Annotated in this window: 16 protein-coding genes; 10 read left to right on the forward strand and 6 right to left on the reverse strand. The window is 67.5% G+C overall.

The features are described from left to right. The first annotated feature begins 22 nt into the window (after positions 1 to 22). Positions 23 to 1,519: a SulP family inorganic anion transporter gene (locus tag SLG_RS03535; protein ID WP_014075046.1), complete on the forward strand. Its 1,497-nt coding sequence runs from the start codon at positions 23 to 25 to the stop codon at positions 1,517 to 1,519. Between the two features lie 62 nt (positions 1,520 to 1,581). On the opposite strand, the gene SLG_RS03540 is transcribed toward SLG_RS03535, so the two are convergent. Then, positions 1,582 to 3,003: a tetratricopeptide repeat protein gene (locus tag SLG_RS03540; protein ID WP_014075047.1), complete on the reverse strand. Its 1,422-nt coding sequence runs from the start codon at positions 3,001 to 3,003 to the stop codon at positions 1,582 to 1,584. Positions 3,004 to 3,388: 385 nt separating this feature from the next. On the opposite strand from SLG_RS03540, the gene SLG_RS03545 reads away from it, so the two are divergent. After that, positions 3,389 to 4,147, forward strand: a complete 759-nt coding sequence (locus SLG_RS03545; protein WP_014075048.1) for a PEPxxWA-CTERM sorting domain-containing protein — start codon at positions 3,389 to 3,391, stop codon at positions 4,145 to 4,147. A gap of 90 nt (positions 4,148 to 4,237) precedes the next feature. On the opposite strand, the gene SLG_RS03550 is transcribed toward SLG_RS03545, so the two are convergent. Beyond that, positions 4,238 to 4,984, reverse strand: a complete 747-nt coding sequence (locus tag SLG_RS03550) for a glutathione S-transferase family protein (protein ID WP_014075049.1) — start codon at positions 4,982 to 4,984, stop codon at positions 4,238 to 4,240. 84 nt (positions 4,985 to 5,068) lie between these two features. On the opposite strand from SLG_RS03550, the gene SLG_RS03555 reads away from it, so the two are divergent. Further along, a complete protein-coding gene (locus SLG_RS03555) occupies positions 5,069 to 5,923 on the forward strand; it encodes an SDR family NAD(P)-dependent oxidoreductase (RefSeq protein WP_070098752.1) in 855 nt (284 codons plus the stop codon). Positions 5,924 to 5,949: 26 nt separating this feature from the next. Here SLG_RS03555 and SLG_RS03560 read toward each other — a convergent pair whose 3' ends face one another. Next, positions 5,950 to 6,861 (reverse strand): TauD/TfdA dioxygenase family protein, encoded by a 912-nt coding sequence (locus SLG_RS03560; protein WP_014075051.1) that lies wholly within the window; start codon positions 6,859 to 6,861, stop codon positions 5,950 to 5,952. A gap of 208 nt (positions 6,862 to 7,069) precedes the next feature. Between SLG_RS03560 and SLG_RS03565 the strand changes: the two genes are divergently transcribed. The 5 genes from SLG_RS03565 to SLG_RS03585 all read left to right on the forward strand — a co-directional run bounded on the left by SLG_RS03565 (position 7,070) and on the right by SLG_RS03585 (position 13,710). Then, complete coding sequence (locus SLG_RS03565) at positions 7,070 to 7,579, forward strand: MarR family winged helix-turn-helix transcriptional regulator (RefSeq protein WP_014075052.1); 510 nt, start codon at positions 7,070 to 7,072, stop codon at positions 7,577 to 7,579. 197 nt (positions 7,580 to 7,776) lie between these two features. After that, positions 7,777 to 9,261: an aldehyde dehydrogenase gene (locus SLG_RS03570; RefSeq protein ID WP_014075053.1), complete on the forward strand. Its 1,485-nt coding sequence runs from the start codon at positions 7,777 to 7,779 to the stop codon at positions 9,259 to 9,261. Positions 9,262 to 9,429: 168 nt separating this feature from the next. Next, positions 9,430 to 11,634 (forward strand): PQQ-dependent dehydrogenase, methanol/ethanol family, encoded by a 2,205-nt coding sequence (locus tag SLG_RS03575; RefSeq protein WP_070098712.1) that lies wholly within the window; start codon positions 9,430 to 9,432, stop codon positions 11,632 to 11,634. A 51-nt stretch (positions 11,635 to 11,685) separates the two neighbouring features. After that, positions 11,686 to 12,183: a DUF3237 domain-containing protein gene (locus tag SLG_RS03580; RefSeq protein WP_014075055.1), complete on the forward strand. Its 498-nt coding sequence runs from the start codon at positions 11,686 to 11,688 to the stop codon at positions 12,181 to 12,183. A gap of 180 nt (positions 12,184 to 12,363) precedes the next feature. Then, entirely contained in the window at positions 12,364 to 13,710 is a 1,347-nt protein-coding gene (locus SLG_RS03585) for an amidohydrolase family protein (RefSeq protein WP_014075056.1), read from the forward strand. 128 nt (positions 13,711 to 13,838) lie between these two features. On the opposite strand, the gene SLG_RS03590 is transcribed toward SLG_RS03585, so the two are convergent. The 3 genes from SLG_RS03590 to SLG_RS03600 form a co-directional block, all read right to left on the reverse strand. After that, positions 13,839 to 14,156, reverse strand: a complete 318-nt coding sequence (locus SLG_RS03590; protein ID WP_014075057.1) for a hypothetical protein — start codon at positions 14,154 to 14,156, stop codon at positions 13,839 to 13,841. Between the two features lie 223 nt (positions 14,157 to 14,379). Beyond that, entirely contained in the window at positions 14,380 to 15,330 is a 951-nt protein-coding gene (locus tag SLG_RS03595; protein WP_014075058.1) for an SDR family oxidoreductase, read from the reverse strand. A 289-nt stretch (positions 15,331 to 15,619) separates the two neighbouring features. Then, positions 15,620 to 17,281: an alkaline phosphatase family protein gene (locus SLG_RS03600; RefSeq protein ID WP_041392536.1), complete on the reverse strand. Its 1,662-nt coding sequence runs from the start codon at positions 17,279 to 17,281 to the stop codon at positions 15,620 to 15,622. A 56-nt stretch (positions 17,282 to 17,337) separates the two neighbouring features. Here SLG_RS03600 and SLG_RS03605 point away from each other — a divergent pair, with 56 nt between their 5' ends. Next, complete coding sequence (locus tag SLG_RS03605; RefSeq protein WP_014075060.1) at positions 17,338 to 19,464, forward strand: protein-disulfide reductase DsbD family protein; 2,127 nt, start codon at positions 17,338 to 17,340, stop codon at positions 19,462 to 19,464. Between the two features lie 4 nt (positions 19,465 to 19,468). Next, complete coding sequence (locus SLG_RS03610; RefSeq protein WP_014075061.1) at positions 19,469 to 20,212, forward strand: TlyA family RNA methyltransferase; 744 nt, start codon at positions 19,469 to 19,471, stop codon at positions 20,210 to 20,212. Positions 20,213 to 20,325: the final 113 nt, after the last annotated feature.

A 20,325-nucleotide genomic window follows, 5' to 3' on the forward strand; every position in this document is an offset into this window, starting at 1 on the left:
CTTGTTGTGGAATTTTCCCCAGATGACAGATTTTCTCTCCCGCTATCGCCATCAATGGTTCGGCGGCCCCGACGCAGTACGCCGGGATTTTCTGGCCGGTGTCGTGGTGGCCCTGGCGCTCATTCCCGAGGCGATCGGCTTCTCGATCATTGCCGGTGTCGATCCGCGCGTCGGGCTCTATGCTTCGGTCGCCATCGCGATGGTCATCGCCTTCGTCGGCGGACGGCCGGGCATGATCTCGGCCGCGACCGCTGCCGTGGCTGTCCTCGTCGTGCCGCTGGTCCGCGACCATGGCGTCGAATATCTCTTCGCCGCCACCATCCTCATGGGCCTCATCCAGATCGTGGCGGGCCTGCTTCGCCTCGACCTGCTCATGCAATTCGTCTCGCGCTCGGTGATCGCCGGCTTCGTCAACGCGCTGGCGATCCTCATCTTCATGGCGCAGCTCCCGCAACTCACCAATGTCGGATGGGAAACTTATGCGATGGTCGCGGCCGGGCTGGCGATCATCTACCTGCTTCCGCGCGTCACCCGGGCCGTGCCTTCGCCGCTGGTCGCCATCCTCGTGCTTTCGGCAATCAGCATCGGGCTCGGCCTGCCGGTCAATACGGTCGGCGACATGGGCAAGCTGCCGGAGGGCCTGCCGAGCCTTGCCCTGCCGGATGTTCCCCTGACCATGGACATGCTGCGGATCATCCTGCCCTATTCCCTGACCATGGCTGCCGTCGGCCTTCTGGAATCACTGCTGACCGCGCAGATCGTGGACGACATGACCGATACGGACAGCGACAAGAGGCAGGAATGCGCGGGGCAGGGGACCGCGAATATCGTCGCAGCCTTCTTCGGCGGGATGGGCGGCTGCGCGATGATCGGCCAGTCGGTCATCAATGTGACATCGGGCGGGCGCGGGCGCTTCTCCACCTTCGTGGCAGGCGCCTTCCTGCTGTTCCTGCTGGCCGTGCTCGGGCCGTTCGTGGGGCGCATTCCCATGCCGGCGCTGGTCGCGGTGATGATCATGGTCTCGATCGGGACGTTCAGCTGGAACTCCATCGCCAATCTGCGCCATCATCCCGTCACCTCCTCGATCGTGATGGTCTCGACAGTCATCGTGGTGGTCGCCACGCATGATCTCTCGCTCGGCGTGCTGGCCGGGGTGCTGCTTTCCGGCATCTTCTTTGCCGGCAAGGTGCAGCGGATGATGTCGGTCGAGCGCACAGGCAGCGCGGACGGCGAGGAGATCGTCTATCGCGTCACGGGCCAGATCTTCTTTGCCTCGGTCGATCGCTTCACGCGCGCTTTCCAGACCGAGGAGCGGGCCGCGCGCGTCCTCATCGATGTGTCCGCCGCGCACTTCTGGGATATCTCGGGCGTGGCCGCGCTCGACAAGATCATCGCGCGTTTGCGTCGCGACGGATGCGCAGTGGATGTGGTGGGCTATAACCGCGCAAGCGCCGACATCGTCGATCGCTTCGCGCTGCATGACAAGACCGGCGTGGAGACCGGTGCCGTGCCGCACTGAGGGACCGGAGCGGCGCTGGTGGCCTGCAAATGGCCGTCCTCAGCTATCTGGCCTATGCAGCCCTAAAGCGGGCCGAGCCTTGGGGGCGGGGTGCGGAGCTGGCGCAGCAGCCGGGTGACTTCCGCGTCGTGCCGCCATTTCGCTTCCATCCGGCGTGTGACGCTGTGGGAATACCAGCGCTCGCCGAGCAGCACCGCCTCGTGCAGGAGGTCGAGCATCTCCGTCCGGTCGCCGACGGCCGAGGCATAGAAAGCGGGGACTTCCCGGATGCGGCGCGTGCCGAGCGCGATCTCGCGGCGGGCATCCTCGATGAGGACGCGGTGCGCGGTGGCGGGATCCTGTTCCACCGCCGCGTCGAGCCGGGCGGAGAGGGCGAGTAGATCGGGCTCGCGGCGCAGGGCGGCAAGTTCGCGATAGGCCTGCGCGGCGCCGGCCATGTCACCAAGCCCGATATGCACCCAGCTCAGGCAATTGCGGATCGTGGGATCGGCAGGATGCTGCGCCCGCAGCGCCTCCAGAAGCTGCAGCGCGCGCTGATCCCGCCCCGCCTGCCACTGGGCGCAGGCATGCTCGATCGCGATCGGCACGGAGCCGGGCGAAAGCAGCCGCGCCTGCGCATAATGGCGCTCGGCGGCCTGATCCTGCCCCAGATCGGCAAGGATGTTGGCGAACCAGAAATGCGTCTGCCCGTCCCGGTCGTCCAGGGCCAGTGCGCGCTGGAAAGCGCTGACCGCGCCGGCCGGATCATTGTCCCACCAGTAATCGATGAAGCCGAGCGCGCGGTGGGCGCTGGGCAGCCCGGGATCGAGGCTGATCGCCTTCTGCGCCGCGATGCGCGCCGCCCCATAGGCCCGCGCGTCCGTGACGGCGCCATATTCGCGCCGGATGAGCCATGCCTCGGCAAGGCCGGCACGCGCGGGCGCGAAGCCGGGCTCGGCGCGGATGACTTTCTCATAGAGCTGGATCGCCCGGTCGAGATCGGCGGGGGTCCGCCGCGCCCAGGCATCGCGCGCCGCGATGAAGTCCGCACTGGCTTGCGCGCCCTGCGGAAAGGCGGAACGAGGCGCCTCCGCGCCGCCGCCCATGGCGAAGAGCGAGGCGGCGCCGATGACGCAAAGCGCCACGCCGACGCCGAGCACCCGCCGGCCGGGGCCAAGTGCGCGGAGCCGGGCGAGGATCCGCGCCGGCAGACGCGGCTTTTCAGGGGAGAGCGAACCGGTAGACTCCGGTCGCGGTGGAACGGGTGCCGGAACGAGCGGGATGGCAGGGGCTGCAGCCTCGTCGGCGGTGGTGTCGTTACCGAAGTTGCGCGTTGCCCAGTCCCGCAATTCATTCTCGAAGGCGAAAACCGAGCGCTGCTTGCCGCCGGGAATGACATGAACGGGAAGACCCCGCTCCCGCGCCCAGCGCGCGACCGTGTTCCGGTCCCGACTGAAATAGGCGGCAATCGCTTTCCAACCGACAAGCTTCTTGTGTGTCGACATTCTTCTGGTCTGGTTCCCCGCCACCCGTCAGCGCAGCTCTATCATCGGCCTCGTTAATATCGAGAGTCAATCGATCGTATACTGCGCAGATATCCTGTGGAGCGCTGGGTCTCCTGATAATATTATTACGCGCCCGGCGTTGGGAGATGACACCCCTATAGCCGCGCGGCGCCGGTAACGTACCGTTCTGGCACGATTTCCTGAAATCCTGGTAAACGCTGGCAGCGCAGCGAGCACTGCGGCGCCGCAAGTGCGCAATATTGCGCGCTTTGCAGCAATTTGCAGCACGCGCCGCATCGCCCGGCCATGCCAGAGATTGCTCAGCGCCGCTCCGTGGTCCCGGCCGTTGCGCCGAGCCCGTTGCGGCCGAATGTGGGAGATTGTGATGACGAAATATCTGGCCGCCATGGCCATCATGCTGGCGACGCCCGGCATCGCGAGCGCCAGCCAGATCGTGCTCAGCGCGAGCAACATCGTAGGCGTCAGCAGTGCCTATAACCAGGGCGCCGGCGATAATGGCCCGGCCTTCGTGGCGAATGGTGCGCGGGTGACCGGTGTCTACGGCGCCGGCAATCTGTTCAACGCCCAGATCGGCCAGCCCGCGGTGGAGAACTTCACCGACGGAAGCTACTTCCTCACCGGCGACGGCGTTTCCTCTCCGACGGTGAGCAATCCGTTCGTGGCGGTCGACCTCGGCGCGGCCTATACGCTTTCCGGCTTCGAGCTGTTCAATACCAGCAATGGGCATGTCCAGGATCGCGGCACGGCGACCTTCGCGATCTTCGGCTCGAATGTCCTGATCGACGACGGCGCGAACGGTTCCAGGATCGGCGGCGCTCCGACCCTGCTCGCGGTGGGATCGCTGATGGTCCACACCCATGGCGTCGCGCCGCTTGCGCAATCGTTCAGCGCGCTGTCGGACGAGAGCTTCCGCTACATCCAGTTCATGCCGCTGACCGGCGGCGCGCACAATCTCTACCAGCCCTTTGCCATGGGGCTCAACGAGCTGAAGGTCTTTGGCAGCGACCAGAATGCCGGACCCGGTGCGGTGCCGGAACCGGCGACCTGGGCCATGATGATCGGCGGTTTTGCGATGGCCGGCGCGACGTTGCGCCGCCGCAGGATGGCCCTGCGTTTCACCTGATTGACGAGGCGACCCGAGGAGCACTGGACACGCCCCGGCCGGCAACGGTCGGGGCGTATTTTCGTAGCTCGGGCGGCAGCGCCGCGCCGATCAGCCCTCTGCCCGCGCGAAGCTGGTGTGATTGGGCATGGCGAGCGCGGCCGCCACGCCGGGGCGGGCCTTCATGCGCTCCAGCCACGCCATGGCATGCGGCGTGCGCTCGGCATTCCAGAGATGGCCATGGCTGCGCGGCATGGAGATGGCCATGGCGAACACGGCGATGTCCGCAAGGGTGAAGCGATCCGCCACCAGCCAGTTATGGCCGGTGAGCGCCTGCTCCACCCGGTCGGTCACTTCGGCGAGATTGTGCCGCCAGCTCTCCAGCTCGCGCTCGGTGAAGCCGCCGCTCGCCGCCAGCGCCCATTTGTCGCGCTTCTCCTTCAGGGGGATGCGGGCGAGCCGTTCCTCGAACGCGCCCTCGGGCATGGCGCCGGCAAGCCCGGGAATGACCGCATGCCAGGCCAGGAAGGAGAGGGAGGGGCGGAACACCTCGTCGACATATTTGGTCCAGATGCGCATGAGGCCCTGATCGTAGGGATCGGCCGGCTTGAGCGGCGGGCCGGGAAAGGCATCATCGATATATTCGTTGATGACGGTGGATTCGACAAGAACGCGCCCGTCATGCACAAGTGTCGGCACCTGTCCGGCAGGATTTATCCTGAGATATTCCGGATCATGCTGCTCGAATTTCGTCAGGTTTATGTAATGGCTGGTGAAGGGCACGCCCTTCTCGTGAATGGCCTGAAGGACCTTGAGGCTGTTAGACCCCGGTTCGCCATGATAAAGATCGACAGCCATCGATTAATTTCCTTTTTGCGTTGACTTTTCACTTTCCCGGTCATGAGAAATGCGGGTGAGCGACGAGTGTCGACAGGAGGGATGATGGAAAGCGTTTCCGGTGCGATGAGCTTCGTGACGGGCGGCGGCAGCGGGATTGGCCTCGGCATCGCGCGGGCGCTGGCGGCGCAGGGCGCGCGGGTGGCGATCTGCGATCTGCGGGAGGACCATCTGGCGCAGGCGCGCGATGTCGCGGCGCGGGAAGGCTGGGCCGACCGCTTCGCTGCCTTCCGCCTCGACGTGACGGACCGGCCGGGCTTCGCCGCCGCGCTGGACGAGGCCGAGGCGCGGCTCGGGCCGCTGCGCATCCTCGTCAACAATGCCGGCGTGGGCATCGCGGGGCCCGTCGACGAAGCCACGCATGAGGACTGGGACTGGGGCGTGGGCGTCAATCTCATCGGCGTGGCGAACGGGCTCGTCGCAGGGCTGCCGCGCATCAAGGCGCACGGAAAAGGGGGCCATGTCGTCAATGTCGCGTCCGAAGGCGCGGTGATGAGCGCCCGGCTCACGCGGGGCATCTACGCGCCGACCAAGGCGGCAGTGATCTCGCTCACCGAGCATCTGCGGCTGGAGCTGGAAGCCAAGGGCCTCGCCATCGGCGCCAGCGTGGTCTGCCCCGGGCCGGTCGCCACCAACATCGCGCAGACGGAAGAGAACCGCCCGGCCGCTTTCCGCGTGGAAAGCCCGTTCCGCGCAAGAGGCGAGCCGCACGGTGCGCTGCCCGCCGACACCGGCGGCGCGCCTTTCTGGCTCGATCCGCTGGACGTGGGGCACATGACGCTCCACGCCATCCGCGCGAACAAGCTCTATGTCATCACCCATCCGCAGTTCATCGACTCCGTGAAAGCGCGCCACGCCGCCATCGAGGCCGCGATGGCGCCGGATTATCTGCCGCGCTGAGAGAGGCCCGCGCGGCGGCATCGACCTCAGGCCTGCGCGCTTTCCTGCCGGCGGCGATACTCATAGGCATCGATTTCCTCGCCGCTCTCGTTGATCGTGGCGCGGCGCATGTCGCGGCGATATTTGTCGGTTTCCAGCGGCGTTGCGGCGTGCAGCGCAAAGCGATTGTCCCAGATCACGATGTCGCCGAGCCGCCAGTGGTGGCGATGGACGTAGCGGGGCTGCGTCACATGATCGTAGAGTTCCTCGACGAAGCGATGGCCTTCCTCCGGGTCCATGCCGACCACGCCGACGCAATGGCCGCCGACGAACAGCGCTTTGCGCCCGAGCGGCGCCTCGCGCACCAGCGGATGATGGACCGGCGGCATGGGCATCGCCGCCCGCATCTCCTCGGTGACTTCGAGTCCCGCATATTTGCGGCCGAGCCAGAAATCATGAATGCCGGTCATGCCCTCGACCCGGGCCTTCATTTCCGGCGGCAGATCGTCATAGGCCGCGCGCAGGTCCACGAACAGCGTGTCGCCGCCGACTTCCGGCGGGGGGCATTCGACACCGCGCAGCATCGACCATTTGGACGGCAGCGGATTGAAGGAACTGTCCGCATGGAAGCGCTCGGCGCCCTTGGCGACATTCTGGTTGGCCGGGGTGAGGGGCTTGATATTGCCCTCCAGATCGAGATTGCCCGCGAAGAACAGCTCGGGCGCCATGCGGCCCGCGGGGCGGGTGCCATAGCCGGGCGGCAATTCGAGTGGGCCGAAGAGGCGCGCGAAGCGGATATGCTGCTCATCGGTGATCGGCCCCTGCCGCACGACGCAGACGGCGTGGCGGTCCATCGCATCCTGAACGGTATTGCGCAGGTCCTCGCTGGGTTCGGCGGTGAGGTCCGCTCCGACGATCTCGCCGAAGAAGAGAGGGTGCAATTGATTGACGACGATCATGTCCGGCGGTCCTCTCTCCTGCGCGCGTCCTGCGTCGCCCGCTTAGGGACGGGACTCGCGCATGCGCCGCTATTGACTTTTTCCGGACACATCTGTGAACCGGCTCAAGTGCGCAAGTCAAGATGGTTGTGAAACTCAACCATTGAATGGGCGCATGGTCAGTTTTGCAGCAACGCGCCGCCGTCGCGCGCCAACAGGGACCAATGCCATGACCGAGCCGCTTCAGGACCAGTCCGGTGCAGCCGAGACCCGCGCGCCGGATGCGGGCATCGGGCCGGGCATGAATCGCGGCATGCTGGGCGAAAGCATCGGCCCGACGATCCGGCTGCTGCGCAACATGCTCACCACGCGCATCGTGGCCGCTTTCGAGCCGTTTGGCCTGCGCTCGGGCACCTTCTCCACCATGGCGCTGATCGCCGCCAATCCGGGCTGCTCGCAAACCGAGATCGCGCGCGAGATCGGGACGGACAAATCCATCGTGGTCGCGATCGTCGACGATCTGGAAAAGCGCGGCCTTGCCGAGCGGCAGCGCTCCACGCAGGACAGGCGCCGCAATGCGCTGCGGCTGACCGGGGCGGGCGAAGCCGTGATGGCGGACCTTGCCGCGCTGGGCCGGCAGATCGAGCAGCCGATCCGCGCCGCGCTGTCCGAAGCGGAAGTGACGCAGCTCATCACGCTCAGCCGCCGCGCGGTCGACGCGCTGATGGCGGACGGCTGAACCCGGGCGGCCCGTCGGGAGGCGGCCCCACGCAACACGCCAGACAAAGTCAACAAATCGTCGCGGCCGGCGATGTTTGCACTTGCGCCGCGCAAGTGCCGATGATTAGCATTCGACCCATCGAATCCCATGCCTGAAGCGACATGGGACCATGGCTGTCCGCCAACAAGGCGGTGGCCGCATGCAGGAGAGAGAGCGTGGCCCAGCCAGGACTGAACCCCGAAGGCGTCTTCGTGAAGCATCCCGACAAGCTGTGGATCGGCGGGGAATGGCGCGCGGCGCATTCCGGCCGCATGATCGAGCTGGTCTCCCCCAACAGCGAGCAGGTGGTCGGCGCCGTGGCCGAAGCTGATGACGCGGACATGGATGCCGCCGTCGCCGCCGCGCGCGACGCCTTCGACCGGGGGCCGTGGCCCCGGATGAGCGTCGCCGAGCGCAATGCCGTCATGGAGAAGATCGCCGCGCATCTGCGGAGCCGCGAGCCGGAGCTGGCCCGCGCCTGGACTGCCCAGATGGGTGGCCTCGCCACTTTCGCGCCCGGCATGGCCGCCACGGGCACTGTCCAGTTCGACAATATCCGGAAGGTTGGCGCCAGCTTCGACTATATCCAGCAGCGCGAGACGCAGGCGGCCGCGGCCGCCTATCTCGCTTATGAGCCGGTCGGTGTTGTCGCCGCCATCGCGCCGTGGAACGCGCCTTATGCGCTCATGGCGTCCAAGCTCGCCAATGCGCTCATCACCGGCTGCACGGTCATCATGAAGCCCTCGCCCGAGACGCCGCTCGAAGCCTATATCATCGCGGAAGCCTGCGACGCGGCGGGCGTGCCGGCGGGTGTCGTCAATCTCGTCTGCGGCCATCGCGAGGCAAGCGACCATCTGGTCTGCAATCCCGGCGTGGACAAGGTGAGCTTCACCGGCTCCACGCTCGCGGGCCGGCGCATCGCCAGCGTCTGCGGCGAACGCATCGCGCGCTGCACGCTGGAGCTGGGCGGCAAGTCCGCCGCGATCGTGCGGGACGACTTCAGTGCCGAGGAAACCGCGAAGCTGATGACCAACACCATCACGCTGCTTTCCGGTCAGGTCTGCGCGATGCTCAGCCGCCTCATCGTGCCGCGCGGCCGGCAGGACGAGATCGCCGACGCCATCGCCGCCGAGATGCGCAACGTGAAGATCGGCTATTCCGACGATCCCGCGACGCAGCTTGGGCCCCTCGCCATGAAGCGGCAGCTCGAGCGCGTCGAAAGCTATATCGAGGAAGGCAGGAAGACGGCCGATCTGGTGACGGGCGGCAACCGGCCCACGCATCTCAACCAGGGCTATTTCATCGAGCCGACGCTGTTCAAGAATGTCGACAACAAGTCGCGCATTGCCCAGGAGGAGATCTTCGGGCCGGTGCTCAGCATCATCCCCGTGGAGGACGAGGAGGAAGCGATCGCGGTGGCGAACGACAGCGTCTACGGCCTCTCCGGCTCGGTGCTGACCAAGGACCCGCAAGCCGCCTTCGACATCGCCCGGCGCGTGCGCACCGGCGGCATCGGCCAGAACGGCCTCAAGGTGGACTGGAACCTGCCCTTCGGCGGCTACAAGCAATCCGGCATCGGCCGCGAGGGCGGCGTCGACGGGCTGATGGCCTATCTCGAGATCAAGGCCATGTATGTCGACGCGCCGGTGCGCGCGGCCTGACCGGATGACACACGCAGCGCCTCCCGGGGCGTTGCAAGGCTGGCTCGCGGCCCCGGTGCCGTGAGCTGCACGCCCTGCCGTTCGCGACCGGGAAAGCCCGGCGAGGCAGGGCACGATCGTCGAGCCGATAGCGAAGAATGCGCCTGCAGGCGCGGATCGGGGGAGGGGATGAGAGGACCAAGGCTAGCCCTAGGGCTGATCGGGGCCATGTGCCTGCTGGCGCTGGCCGCATGCTCCGGCGCGGACGGCGGATCGGGCAGCGGGTCGCTCGCCGGGCAGGACTGGGTGACGCCGGGCGGGGACATCGGCAAATCCCATTATTCGACGCTGACCGACATCGACACCGGCAATGCGGACCGGCTCGGCCTTGCCTGGGAAGCCGCGCTCGGTACCGGGCGCGGGCTGGAAGCGACGCCCTTGGTCATTGACGGCGTGATGTACACGAGCGGCGTCGCCGGGCGCGTCTATGCCTTCGATGCGGCGAGCGGGCGCGAATTGTGGCGCTTCGAGCCCGAGATCGACATGCAGGTCAATCGCACGGTCTGCTGCGACATGGTCAATCGCGGCGTCGCGGTGGCGCGCGGCAAGGTCTATGTCGCGAGCCTCGACGGCTGGATGTACGCGCTGGATGCGAAGAGCGGCACGGTCCTGTGGAAAAGCGATATCGTGGTCGACCGCGCGCGCGGCGACACCTCGACCGGCGCGCCGGAAATCGCGGGCAATGTCGTCGTCATCGGCAATGCGGGCGCAGAATATGACGTGCGCGGGGCCGTGAGCGCCTTCGACCTGGAGACGGGCAAGCTCGCATGGCGATTCTTCGTCGTGCCGCGCGACCCGGCGCTGGGGCCGCAGGACCATCCCGACCTCGAGCCGGCGGTGAAGACATGGGACCCGCAGAGCCGCTGGGACATCGGCGGAGGCGGCGCGCCGTGGGACGCGATCAACTACGATCCCGAGACCGGGCTCGTGCTGGTGGGCACGGGCAACGGCGGACCCTATGCGACCTCCCGCCGCAGCCCCAAAGGCGGGGACAATCTCTACCTCTCCTCCATCGTTGCGCTCGATGCGAAGACCGGCCGGCTGAGATGGCATTATCAGGAAACGCCCGGCGACAACTGGGACTATACCGCCACCGCGCCCATGATCCTCACGCGCATGACGGTGGACGGCGAAGAGCGGCCGGTGGTGCTCCATGCGCCCAAGAACGGCTTCCTCTACGTGCTCGACCGGCGCGACGGCAAACTGCTGCGCGCCAATCCGCTGGTGCGGGTGAACTGGGCGGACGGCGTGGACATGAAGACCGGGCGGCCCCGGCTGACGCCCGAACGTGCCGACTATACGGACGGGCCGAAGATCATCTTCCCCGCCACGCCGGGCGCGCGCAACTGGCATCCGGCCGCTTATGACCCGAAGACCGGGCTCTACATCGGCGCGGTACAGGACATGGGCAATGTCATCTTCATGACGCCGGGCCAGAAGCCGGTGGCGCGCAAGATGCTGAACACGGACGCCGCGCTGCTGTTCACCTCCGACCTGCTCGCTATCCTGCCGACGCTGCCGCCGCCGCTGCGCGCCGCCATCGAGGCGCGGCCCGAAATGGCGTGGGTGAAGGAGAATCCCGGCAGCACGGAGCTGCGCGCCATCGATCCGCTGACCGGCAAGACGAAATGGGCGCGCAGGACGGCCGGCTGGCAGGACCGGGGCGGCGCGCTGGCGACGGCGGGCGGTCTCGTCTTCCAGGGCAGCATCGACGGGCATCTGCGCGTGTTCGACAGCGCGAACGGCAAGCTGCTCAAGGATATCGACACCGGCACGTCCATCCTCGCCGCGCCGATGACCTACAAGGTGGGCGGCGTGCAATATGTCGCGGTGATGGCGGCCTGGGGCGGCGGCGGATTTCCCTATGTGCCGCCCTATTCGGCCGCCTACAGCCGCGGCAATGCCGGGCGCATCCTCGTCTTCCGGCTCGATGGCGGGCCCGTGCCGATCCCCGACGAACTGCCGCCGCTCCAGCCCGCGCCGTCGCCGCCCGCGCAGGCGCCGGGCGTCACGCCGCAGACCATCGCACAGGGCATGGAGCTGTTCATGGGCAATTGCGCGCTCTGCCATTCCAACCAGCCGCGCTCCATCACGCCGGACCTGCGGCGGATGAGCGAAGGCACGCACAAGGCCTTCCGCCAGATCGTGCTGGAGGGGCTGCTGCTGCCCAATGGCATGCCGCGCTGGGACGACCGGCTGGGCCCGGCGCAGGTGGACGCCATCCACGCCTATCTGATCGACCTGCAGGGCAAGACGCGCGCGGAGGAACTGGAGAAGCAGAAGCGCGGACTGCCGCTCGATACGCCGGGCCTCACCATCCTCTCCAATTATTGAGAGGGTGAGTGCAGGAGCGCCATCCGGGACTGCCGACACAGGAGCCGAGCCATGACCTATTCCACTCTCGACAATCCGGTGCTCGAATTCGCTTTCGAGTGCCGCCTCATGTTCACGCGGGTCTTCGCCGTGCCCAATGTCCACAATGGCGGCTTCCGCTCCGCCGTGCTGGTGGACGAGGGGCATTTCGAGGGGCCGCGCCTGCGCGGGCGCGCCGTGCCGAACTCGGGCGGCGACTATGCCCATTTCCGCGATGACGACACGGCGGTGTTCGATGCCCGCTACCTGCTGGAAACGGACGACGGCGAGATCATCTACATGCAGAACCGGGGCTATCTCTGGGGGCGCAAGCCGGACTCGATGGCCAGGCTGCGCGCCTGGGCGTTCGAGGGCGGGGAGCCGGTGGCGCATGAGGATTATTATCTGCGCGCGCAGCCGACCTTCGAGACGAGCAAGGGCAGATATGACTGGATGACTCGCCATGTCTTCATCGGCGTGGGCGAGCGCAAGCCGGACGGCAATTTCGTGCGCTATTACGCCCTGAGCTGAGCGCGAGGGATTCGCGCGGGTCGGGCGCCGAGCGAAACACATTGAGCCTGCCCGAAGGCCCTCCGCTGGCCGTTTTTCCAAGGCTTTTCTAGCCCTTAGACAACTCGTCGCGGATCGCAGCAAGACGGGTTGTATTTAGTATACGGTTTGATACTGTCCCCTTCATCACGGGGGATAGACATGGTTCGATTCATGATCGCGGCAGTCACGCTGCTGCTCGCGCAGATCATTCCGGGCATGGCCGCGCGGGCGGAGACGCTGGCGCTGGTCGGCGGGACGCTGGTGGACGGTACGCTCAAGGCGCCGATCCGCAACAGCGTGATCCTTGTCGAGAACGAGCGGATCTTGGCGGTGGGCACGGTCGACACGCTGGCGGTGCCGGCGGACGCGAAGCGGATCTCCACCGAGGGCATGACCGTGCTGCCGGGCCTGTGGGACATGCATGTCCATCTGATGCTGACCGGCCATTCGGTCTATGAGCATTGGCAGAAGACCTATCCCGACCAGTTCCGCGACGTCATCATGCCCGCCAGCGCCAAGCAGCTGCTGATGGCCGGCATCACCGGCGCGCGCGATCTGGGCGCGGCGCTGGAGGACAGCATCGCGGTGCGCGACGCGATCAAGGCCGGCAAGATCCCGGGGCCGACGCTGTTCGTCTCCGGCCCGTTCATCCAGAAGAAGCCTTATCCAGGCACCGAGCGCTATCGCTGGGGCGTCTCCTCGCCCGAGGATGCCCGCGCGAAGATCCGGCGCATCGCCAAGGCGGGCGTCGATCTGGTCAAGCTGATCGACGTGGACGAGATGAGCGAGGCCGAGATCACCGCGATCGTCGACGAGGCCCATGCCCATGGCCTGCAGGTGGTGGCCCATGCCCATCGCCCCGAGGAAATCCGCCTCGGCCTGAAAGCGGGCGTCGACGATTTCGAGCATACCGGCCTTGGCGCAGCGCCCGAATTCCCCAAGGACGTGATGGACATGCTGGTGGAGCGCACGGGGCGCAGCGGCGCGCTCGGCCCGCTGTTCTGGACGCCCACCGTCGCGATCCTCAACAATTATCCCGACTGGATCAACAATCCCGAGTTCGTCGACGGCGAGGCCTGGCATGAAGGCCTGCCTCCGGAGATCGTCACGGACATCCGCCAGTCCCTGAGCCATCCAGAGCGCATCGAATATTTCAAGCAGGTGCCCCAGCGCGGCCCCACGCTGCGCCGCAAGTTCGACCAGCTGCGCCAATCCGGGGCGGTGCTGCTGATCGGCACGGACTCGGGCGTGCCCATGTTCTTCCACTCAGGCAGCACCTGGCAGGAAATCGACCTGTGGGTGAACAAGTTCGACGTGCCGGCCATCGAGGCCATCCGCGCCGCCACTTACTGGCCCGCCGTCGCGATGAAGGCGGACAAGGATTACGGCACTGTCACCGAGGGGAAATATGCGGACATTATCGCGGTGAAAGGCGATGTGCTCAATCAGGTGGCGCTGCTCCAGCGCGTCGACATCGTGGTGAAGCACGGGAAGCAAGTGAAGTAATCCAGCGAGGTTGAACGGTCCCCATCATCCGTTTCCGCGGGGGGCCGTTCCGCAAGGCTCCGGCCGTTCTGGCGGCCGGAGCCGTCCTTTTGTCCGACTTGTCCGGGGAATGCCTGCGGGCGGCGTGTTCAGCCGGGCGGCATGAGCGCGCATTCCACATTGGCGATCCTGCCGTCGCGCAGCGTGTAGAAGATGAATTGCCGCATCTCCTGCACTTCGCCCTTGCGGATGGGGAAGAGTCCCGGCGCGCCATGCGCATCGAGCGGCGCGCGGTCGAGATCGCTGATGCCCTCCACCCGCACGATCGCATCGACGGCGGTGAGCGTCTCGCTGGCCGCGAAATTGAGGACGCGCACACTTTCCAGCACATGGGCATGAAGAAAGCCGTAGAAGCGCTTCATGCCCTCCCGGGAGCGCAGCACGACGCCGAAGAAGCGCATGTCCATGGGCTCGGCATAGAAATCGCAGACCGCGTCCAGGGCTCATCGACATCCAGCGCTGGCGGCCTGCAAATGGTGGTTTCCCGGTCTTCCGGTGCTCACGTACCTTGAGTACGCTGCGCGCCGGGTCCCGGAAAACCACCATTTTCGTCACGCCATCATCTGGATGTCGATCAGCCCTGGTCCTTTGCATGGAAGGCGGTGAGGTAGCGCGCATAATCGGCGCGGTTCATGCCGGCTGGGCCGCATTGTCCGCCGCCGCCTGCAGCATCGCCCGGTTCTCCTCGATCATCTGGCGCACGGAGCGCGCCTTGCGACCGGTGAGTTTCTCCACGTCGTCCGTGCAGATCTCCAGGAAACCCTCGCGAATGGCGCGGCCGAACGTCACCATGTCGTCGCTGTTCCAAGGAATGCCCCTCACATACTGGTCGTCCACCGGGCGGCGCGGAATGCCCATGGCATCGAAGAGGGCATATTGGCCTTCATCGCCCACCTTCACATGCTCGAGCGGGCGGCCGGTGATCTCGCGCACCAGCGCGGCGACCTCGTCGAAGGTCTGAAGCGCCGGCCCGGTGATATTGTAGACCTTGTTCTCATGGCCCGGCGTGGTGAGCACGGCGACCGCGCAGGCCACGCAATCGTCTCGCCAGACCATCGCCTCGCGCCCGTCGCCGGCATTGCTCACCCATTGGCCGGTGGCCATCATCCCCGGGCCCGCCATGAGCAGCATGGCATCGGCATAATGGGCGTCCCGCAGCGCCGTCCATGCCATGCCGGAGGCGCGCATGAGCCGCTCGGTCTCGATATGGTCGTGCCGCACCTCGGCGGGATTGGCGGGATCGTCGATGCCGATGAAGCTGGTGTAGAGGATGTGGCGGACGCCGGCCGCCGCCGCCGCGTTGATCGCGGCCTTGTGCTGGACGACGCGCGCGCCGACGCGGGTGCCGGAAATGAGCAGCATCTTCTCGGCGTCCCGGACGGCATCGGCCAGCGTCTCCGGCTTGTCATAGTCGCCATAGCGCACCGTGCAGCCCTGCGCGACGCGATCGGCGAGGCGGGCGGGGCTGCGGGTGATGAGGATGAGCCGGTCCGCCAGCCCCTGCGCGATCAGCAGGTCCGTGGCGAGCCGTCCATATTGGCCCGAGGCTCCGGTGATGACGATGCGGCCCTGGCTGGTCATTCGCTCTCCTGTCGCTTGCCCGGCCGGTCCGCCGGATCTGTCAGGGGAGTTTAGCGATCTTCCATGGCCCCGCAACTGCCCGTGCGGGCAGGGCTGATCGACATCGCCACGCCATCAACTGAATTTCGATACCCCACGGTGTGGACAAATTCGCGGACTTTAAGGGAGCCAAGGAGCGTGCTCTTCAGCCATTTTCGCTCGTCATCCCGGATCGAGTCCGGGATGACGTCGTGAATGACGAGATGTGGTGCGCCGCCGGCCTCGGGAATGTGTCCGCGCCGCCGCGGCGTTACCGGGCCGGGCAGCTGCTCGCGGCGGTGGCATCGAGATCGAGGCATTTGCCATCGATGCCGGTCGCGGGCAGGGCGAGGCCGATCTGTGCGGCGAGGGTGGGGAGGATGTCCACCGTCTCGACACCGAGCGGCTGCTCCATGTGCACCATGTCCTTGCGCCAGAACAGCATCGGCACGCGGCGATCATAGTCCCACGGGCTGCCATGCGTGGCGACATAGCCCGCGCCGCCGTCCGCGATGGGCGTGACCCGGGGCTTGAGCAGCACGACGAGATCGCCCGAGCGCTGCGGGTCGAAGCTCGCCTTCGCCATGGTGAGCAGGCTCCAGCTTTCCGGCGGGCCGGAAGGTTCGGGCGCAGCGACCAGCTCGGCGCGGGTGAACACGGTCTCGACCTGCGGATGGGCGAGATAGAAAGCGCGCGCTTCCTTGAGCACCTGCGCCTGCTGCGCGGGCGTGAGGCTGCGGTTGACGTAGACGTCGCCAAAGGGGCCGGTGCCGAGGATGAGATCGCCGGTGAGGCCGGTCTTCGCCGCCAGCGCCGCGCTGACCGCCTTGGGGTAAAGCGACGGCTGCACGCGCGCGGCATCGCTCGCCGCCTGTTCGCGCTGCCGCTCGGGCAGGTCCTGCCCGCCATGATCGGCCGTGAGCGCGACCATATAATCGATCCCGGCGGCATCCAGCCGGTCGAAGAAAGCGCCCAGCTCGCGATCGAGGCTGTCCATCTGCAGGCACATTTCCGCGCCGCGCGTGCCGAAGCTGTGGCCGATATAATCGGTGGCGGAGAGGCCGAGGATGAGCAGGTCCGTCGCATCGCCACGGCCCAGCTTCTGGTCCTCGAGCAGGCTGGCGCCGAGCGCGAGCACTGCCGCGTCATATTCCGGCGAGGCGCGGAAAGCGCGGATGTCGCCTGCCTTGCGCGCGAAATGGCCCGCGCCCACGGAGACGGTCGGCGTCACCTGCACGGGCCGATCCACCGCGCGGCACTGATCCGGGATTTCCATGGCGGGGCGATCCTGATCGATCAGAATCTTCACGCCGGCATTCACGCGCTGCACCAGCGGCGTCACCGCCGTGCCCTTGTAGCTGGTGAAGCCGTCCGCGCCCCACCACCAGATCTGATCGAGCTTGCGCCCGCCCATCATGATCGCCGCGCGGTCCTTGCCCGCGACGGACACGACCTTCGAGGCGGGATTGGCGGTCTTCATGTAATCGCCGAGCGTGGGCACGCGCAGGAACTGGACGGACGCGACATAATCGCGCGAGCTGCTGCCCGGTTGCGCGGGGTCCTCCGAGCAATAGACCGTCTTGTCCTGCCGGGCGACGGACTGGTCGATCCAGTCATTGGCGACGATGCCGGTATGGCCCGGGCGATTGCCGGTGAGGATCGTCGAGTGGCCGGGGCAGGTCTCGGTCGCGGCGTGGCTCTGATAGCCCTTGGGGAAGACGGCGCCCTGCGTCAGCCGGGCAAGGCCGCCGGTCCATGAAGCGCGATGGGCCGCGAAGACGTCTGCCGAGAACTGGTCGACGGAAATCACCACCAGCAGCCGGGGCGGTTTGGCGGGCGTCGCGGCGGGCGTGGACACGGGGGCCGGGGCGGGCTGGGCGCTTGCCGGCGCCGATAGGACCAGCATGGTGCCTGTGAGAAAGCCCGCGAGCATGCGCTTCATGAAATTCTCCTTGGGATGACGATAGGCTGCGCCTAGATATCCGGCCGATGGATCGCTCCATGGACCTTCCCTTGCGCCTGCTCAATGGCCTTTTGTTGGCGGCCTGCCTGCTGCTGGCGGCGCTGGCGAGCGCCTCGGGCGCCCATGCCCAGGCGGGCGGTGCCTTCGCGCAGAGCGGCACGCCGCATATCCGCGCATCGCTGGCGGCCGAGACGTCCACGCCGGCGGCCGGCGAGACCGTGACGCTCGCCATCGTCATGCGGCCGGACAAGGGCTGGCACGGATATTGGGAAAATCCGGGGGATGCGGGCGCGGGCATGCGCGTGGCATGGGACCTGCCCGAGGGCGTGAAGGCCGGGCCGTTCCGCTATCCGGTGCCGGAGCGGCTGCTGATCGCGGGCCTCATGAACCATGTCTACGAGCATGACCATGCGGTGCTGCTCGACGTCACTCTGCCGGCCGGTCTGGCGAAGGGGACAAGGCTGCCCATTCGCGGCAAGGCGCAATGGCTGGCCTGCACGGACAGCATCTGCGTGCCCGAGCAGGGCGAGATCGCGACCACGCTGACCATTGGCGACGGCGCGGTCCGGCCCGAGGACCGGGCGCTGTTCGACGGCTTCCGCGCGGCGCTGCCCCGCCCGCTCGACCAGCAGGCGAGCTATGCGGCGCAGGACGGGCGCATCGCCATCGCCGTGCCTTATCCCGCCGCTGCAGCAGTGGGCGAGCCGTGGTTCTTCGCGCTGACACCGCAACGCGTGCGCTATGCCGAGCCCCAGCGGGCGCGACGGGTCGGCGACGCGCTGGTGATCGAGATGGAGGCAAGCGACGGCGCGGCGACGGACGGCGTGATCGAAGGCGTGCTGGCGATCTCGCCCGGGGTCGCACTGCAGATCCGTGCGGCGCCGGGGCCGGTGCCGTCCGGCGGGACCTGGGCCGACGGTGGTGGCGATATGGCGGCCAGCGGGGGCCTCAGCCTTGCGGGCGTGCTGCTGGCGCTGGGCGGGGCCTTCCTCGGCGGGCTCGTCCTCAACATCATGCCCTGCGTCTTCCCGATCCTCAGCCTCAAGGCGATCAGCCTCGCCAAAGCCGGGGGCGACCAGCGGCAGGCGCGCGGGGAAGCGCTGGCCTATACCGCCGGCATCCTGCTCACCTGCCTTGCGCTGGGCGCGCTGATGCTGGCCATTCGCGCAGGCGGCGCGCAGATCGGCTGGGCCTTCCAGCTCCAGGATCCGCGCGTCATTGCGCTGCTGCTGGTGCTGATGGTGGCGATCACGCTCAATCTGGCCGGCGCCTTCGAGATCGGCACCATCGGCGTGGGACAGGGCAAGGCCGGGCAGGGCGGCCATGTCGGCGCGTTCTGGACCGGCATCCTTGCCGCCTTCGTCGCCACGCCCTGCACCGGGCCCTTCATGGGTGCGGCCATGGGCGCCGCGCTGGTGCTGCCCTGGCCGCTCGCGCTGACCGTCTTCGCCGGGCTGGGACTGGGGCTCGCCACGCCGTTCATCGCCATCGCCTTCGTCCCCGCCTTGCGCCGGCTGATGCCGCGCCCGGGCGGCTGGATGACCCGCTTCCGCAGGATCATGGCCGTGCCGATGGGGCTGACCGCGCTGGGGTTGGCGTGGCTGCTCTCGCGCCAGCTCGGGACGGGCGGCATCGCGCTCGGCGCGGCGCTGGCGCTGGCGACCATCGCCCTGCTCGTGCTGCTCGGCCGCCGCCAGCGACTGGGCCATGTCACGCCCCGGGCGGCCGGCGCGCTGGCGCTGGTGCTGCTGGGCACGGCAGCGATCGCCGCGCCGCCGCTGGTGCGCTCGGACCGGCCGGCCACGGGCGCGGAACTGGCGGGGGAACCCTTCAATGCCGCGCGCCTTGCCGCGCTGCGGGCGGAGAAGCGCCCGGTCTTCCTCTATTTCACGGCGGACTGGTGCCTGACCTGCAAAGTGAACGAAGCCAACGCCATCGACCGCGACGAAGTGCGCCGCGCCTTCGAGCGGGGGAATGTGGCCGTGATGGTGGGCGACTGGACCAATGCGGACCCCGCGATCAGCCGCTTCTTGGAGGAGCACGGGCGATCGGGCGTGCCGCTCTACCTGCATTATGCGCCGGGCGCCGCACAGCCGGCGGTGCTGCCGCAAGTGCTGACGCCCGCCATGCTCACCGCCCTCGTGAAGAACTGAGCCCATGGCGAAGAAACGGCTCGACCAGTTGCTGGTGGACCGCGGGCTGGCGGAGAGCCGCACCCGCGCACAGGCGCTCATCATGGCCGGCAATGTGCTGGTGGGCGACAAGCCGGTCGACAAGGCGGGGCAGGCGGTGGCCGAGGATGCCGCGATCACGCTGCGCGGGCGCGATCATCCATGGGTCTCGCGCGGGGGGCTGAAGCTCGCGCACGCGCTGGCGCATTTCGCGCTCGACGTGACCGGCCGCGTGGCCATGGACGTGGGCAGTTCCACCGGCGGGTTCACCGACGTGCTGCTGGCGAACGGGGCCGCGCGAGTCTATGCGATCGACAGCGGCACCAACCAGCTCGCCTGGAAGCTGCGGCAGGACCCGCGCGTCATCGTCCATGAGCAGACGAGCGCCCGCATCCTCACCGAGGCCCATGTGCCCGAGCCGATCGACATCATCGTGTGCGATGCGAGCTTCATCAGCCTTGCCAAGGTGCTGGAGCGCCCGCTCGGCTTCGCGGCGCCCGGTGCGCTGCTGGTCGCGCTCATCAAGCCCCAGTTCGAGGCGGGGCGCGCCGATGTCGGCAAGGGCGGCGTGGTGCGCGATCCGGCGATCCATGCGCGGGTGTGCGAGGATGTGCGCGGCTGGCTCGCTGCGCAGCCGGGCTGGCAGGTGATCGGCATCACCCCGAGCCCCATCACCGGACCGGAAGGCAATGTGGAATTTCTCATCGCGGCACAGCGCGCGGCGACCTGACACGATCCTGTCTCGCATCTGCGGCATTTCCGCTTGCGTGGCAGGATGAGAGGCCGCAAACCTTGCGCATCCGGGATTTCAGCGGTTGGGGGATTCGGAAAATGAGCTCTGGC

Origin of the sequence: Sphingobium sp. SYK-6 (assembly GCF_000283515.1) — a bacterium.
GTDB lineage: Bacteria > Pseudomonadota > Alphaproteobacteria > Sphingomonadales > Sphingomonadaceae > Sphingobium > Sphingobium lignivorans.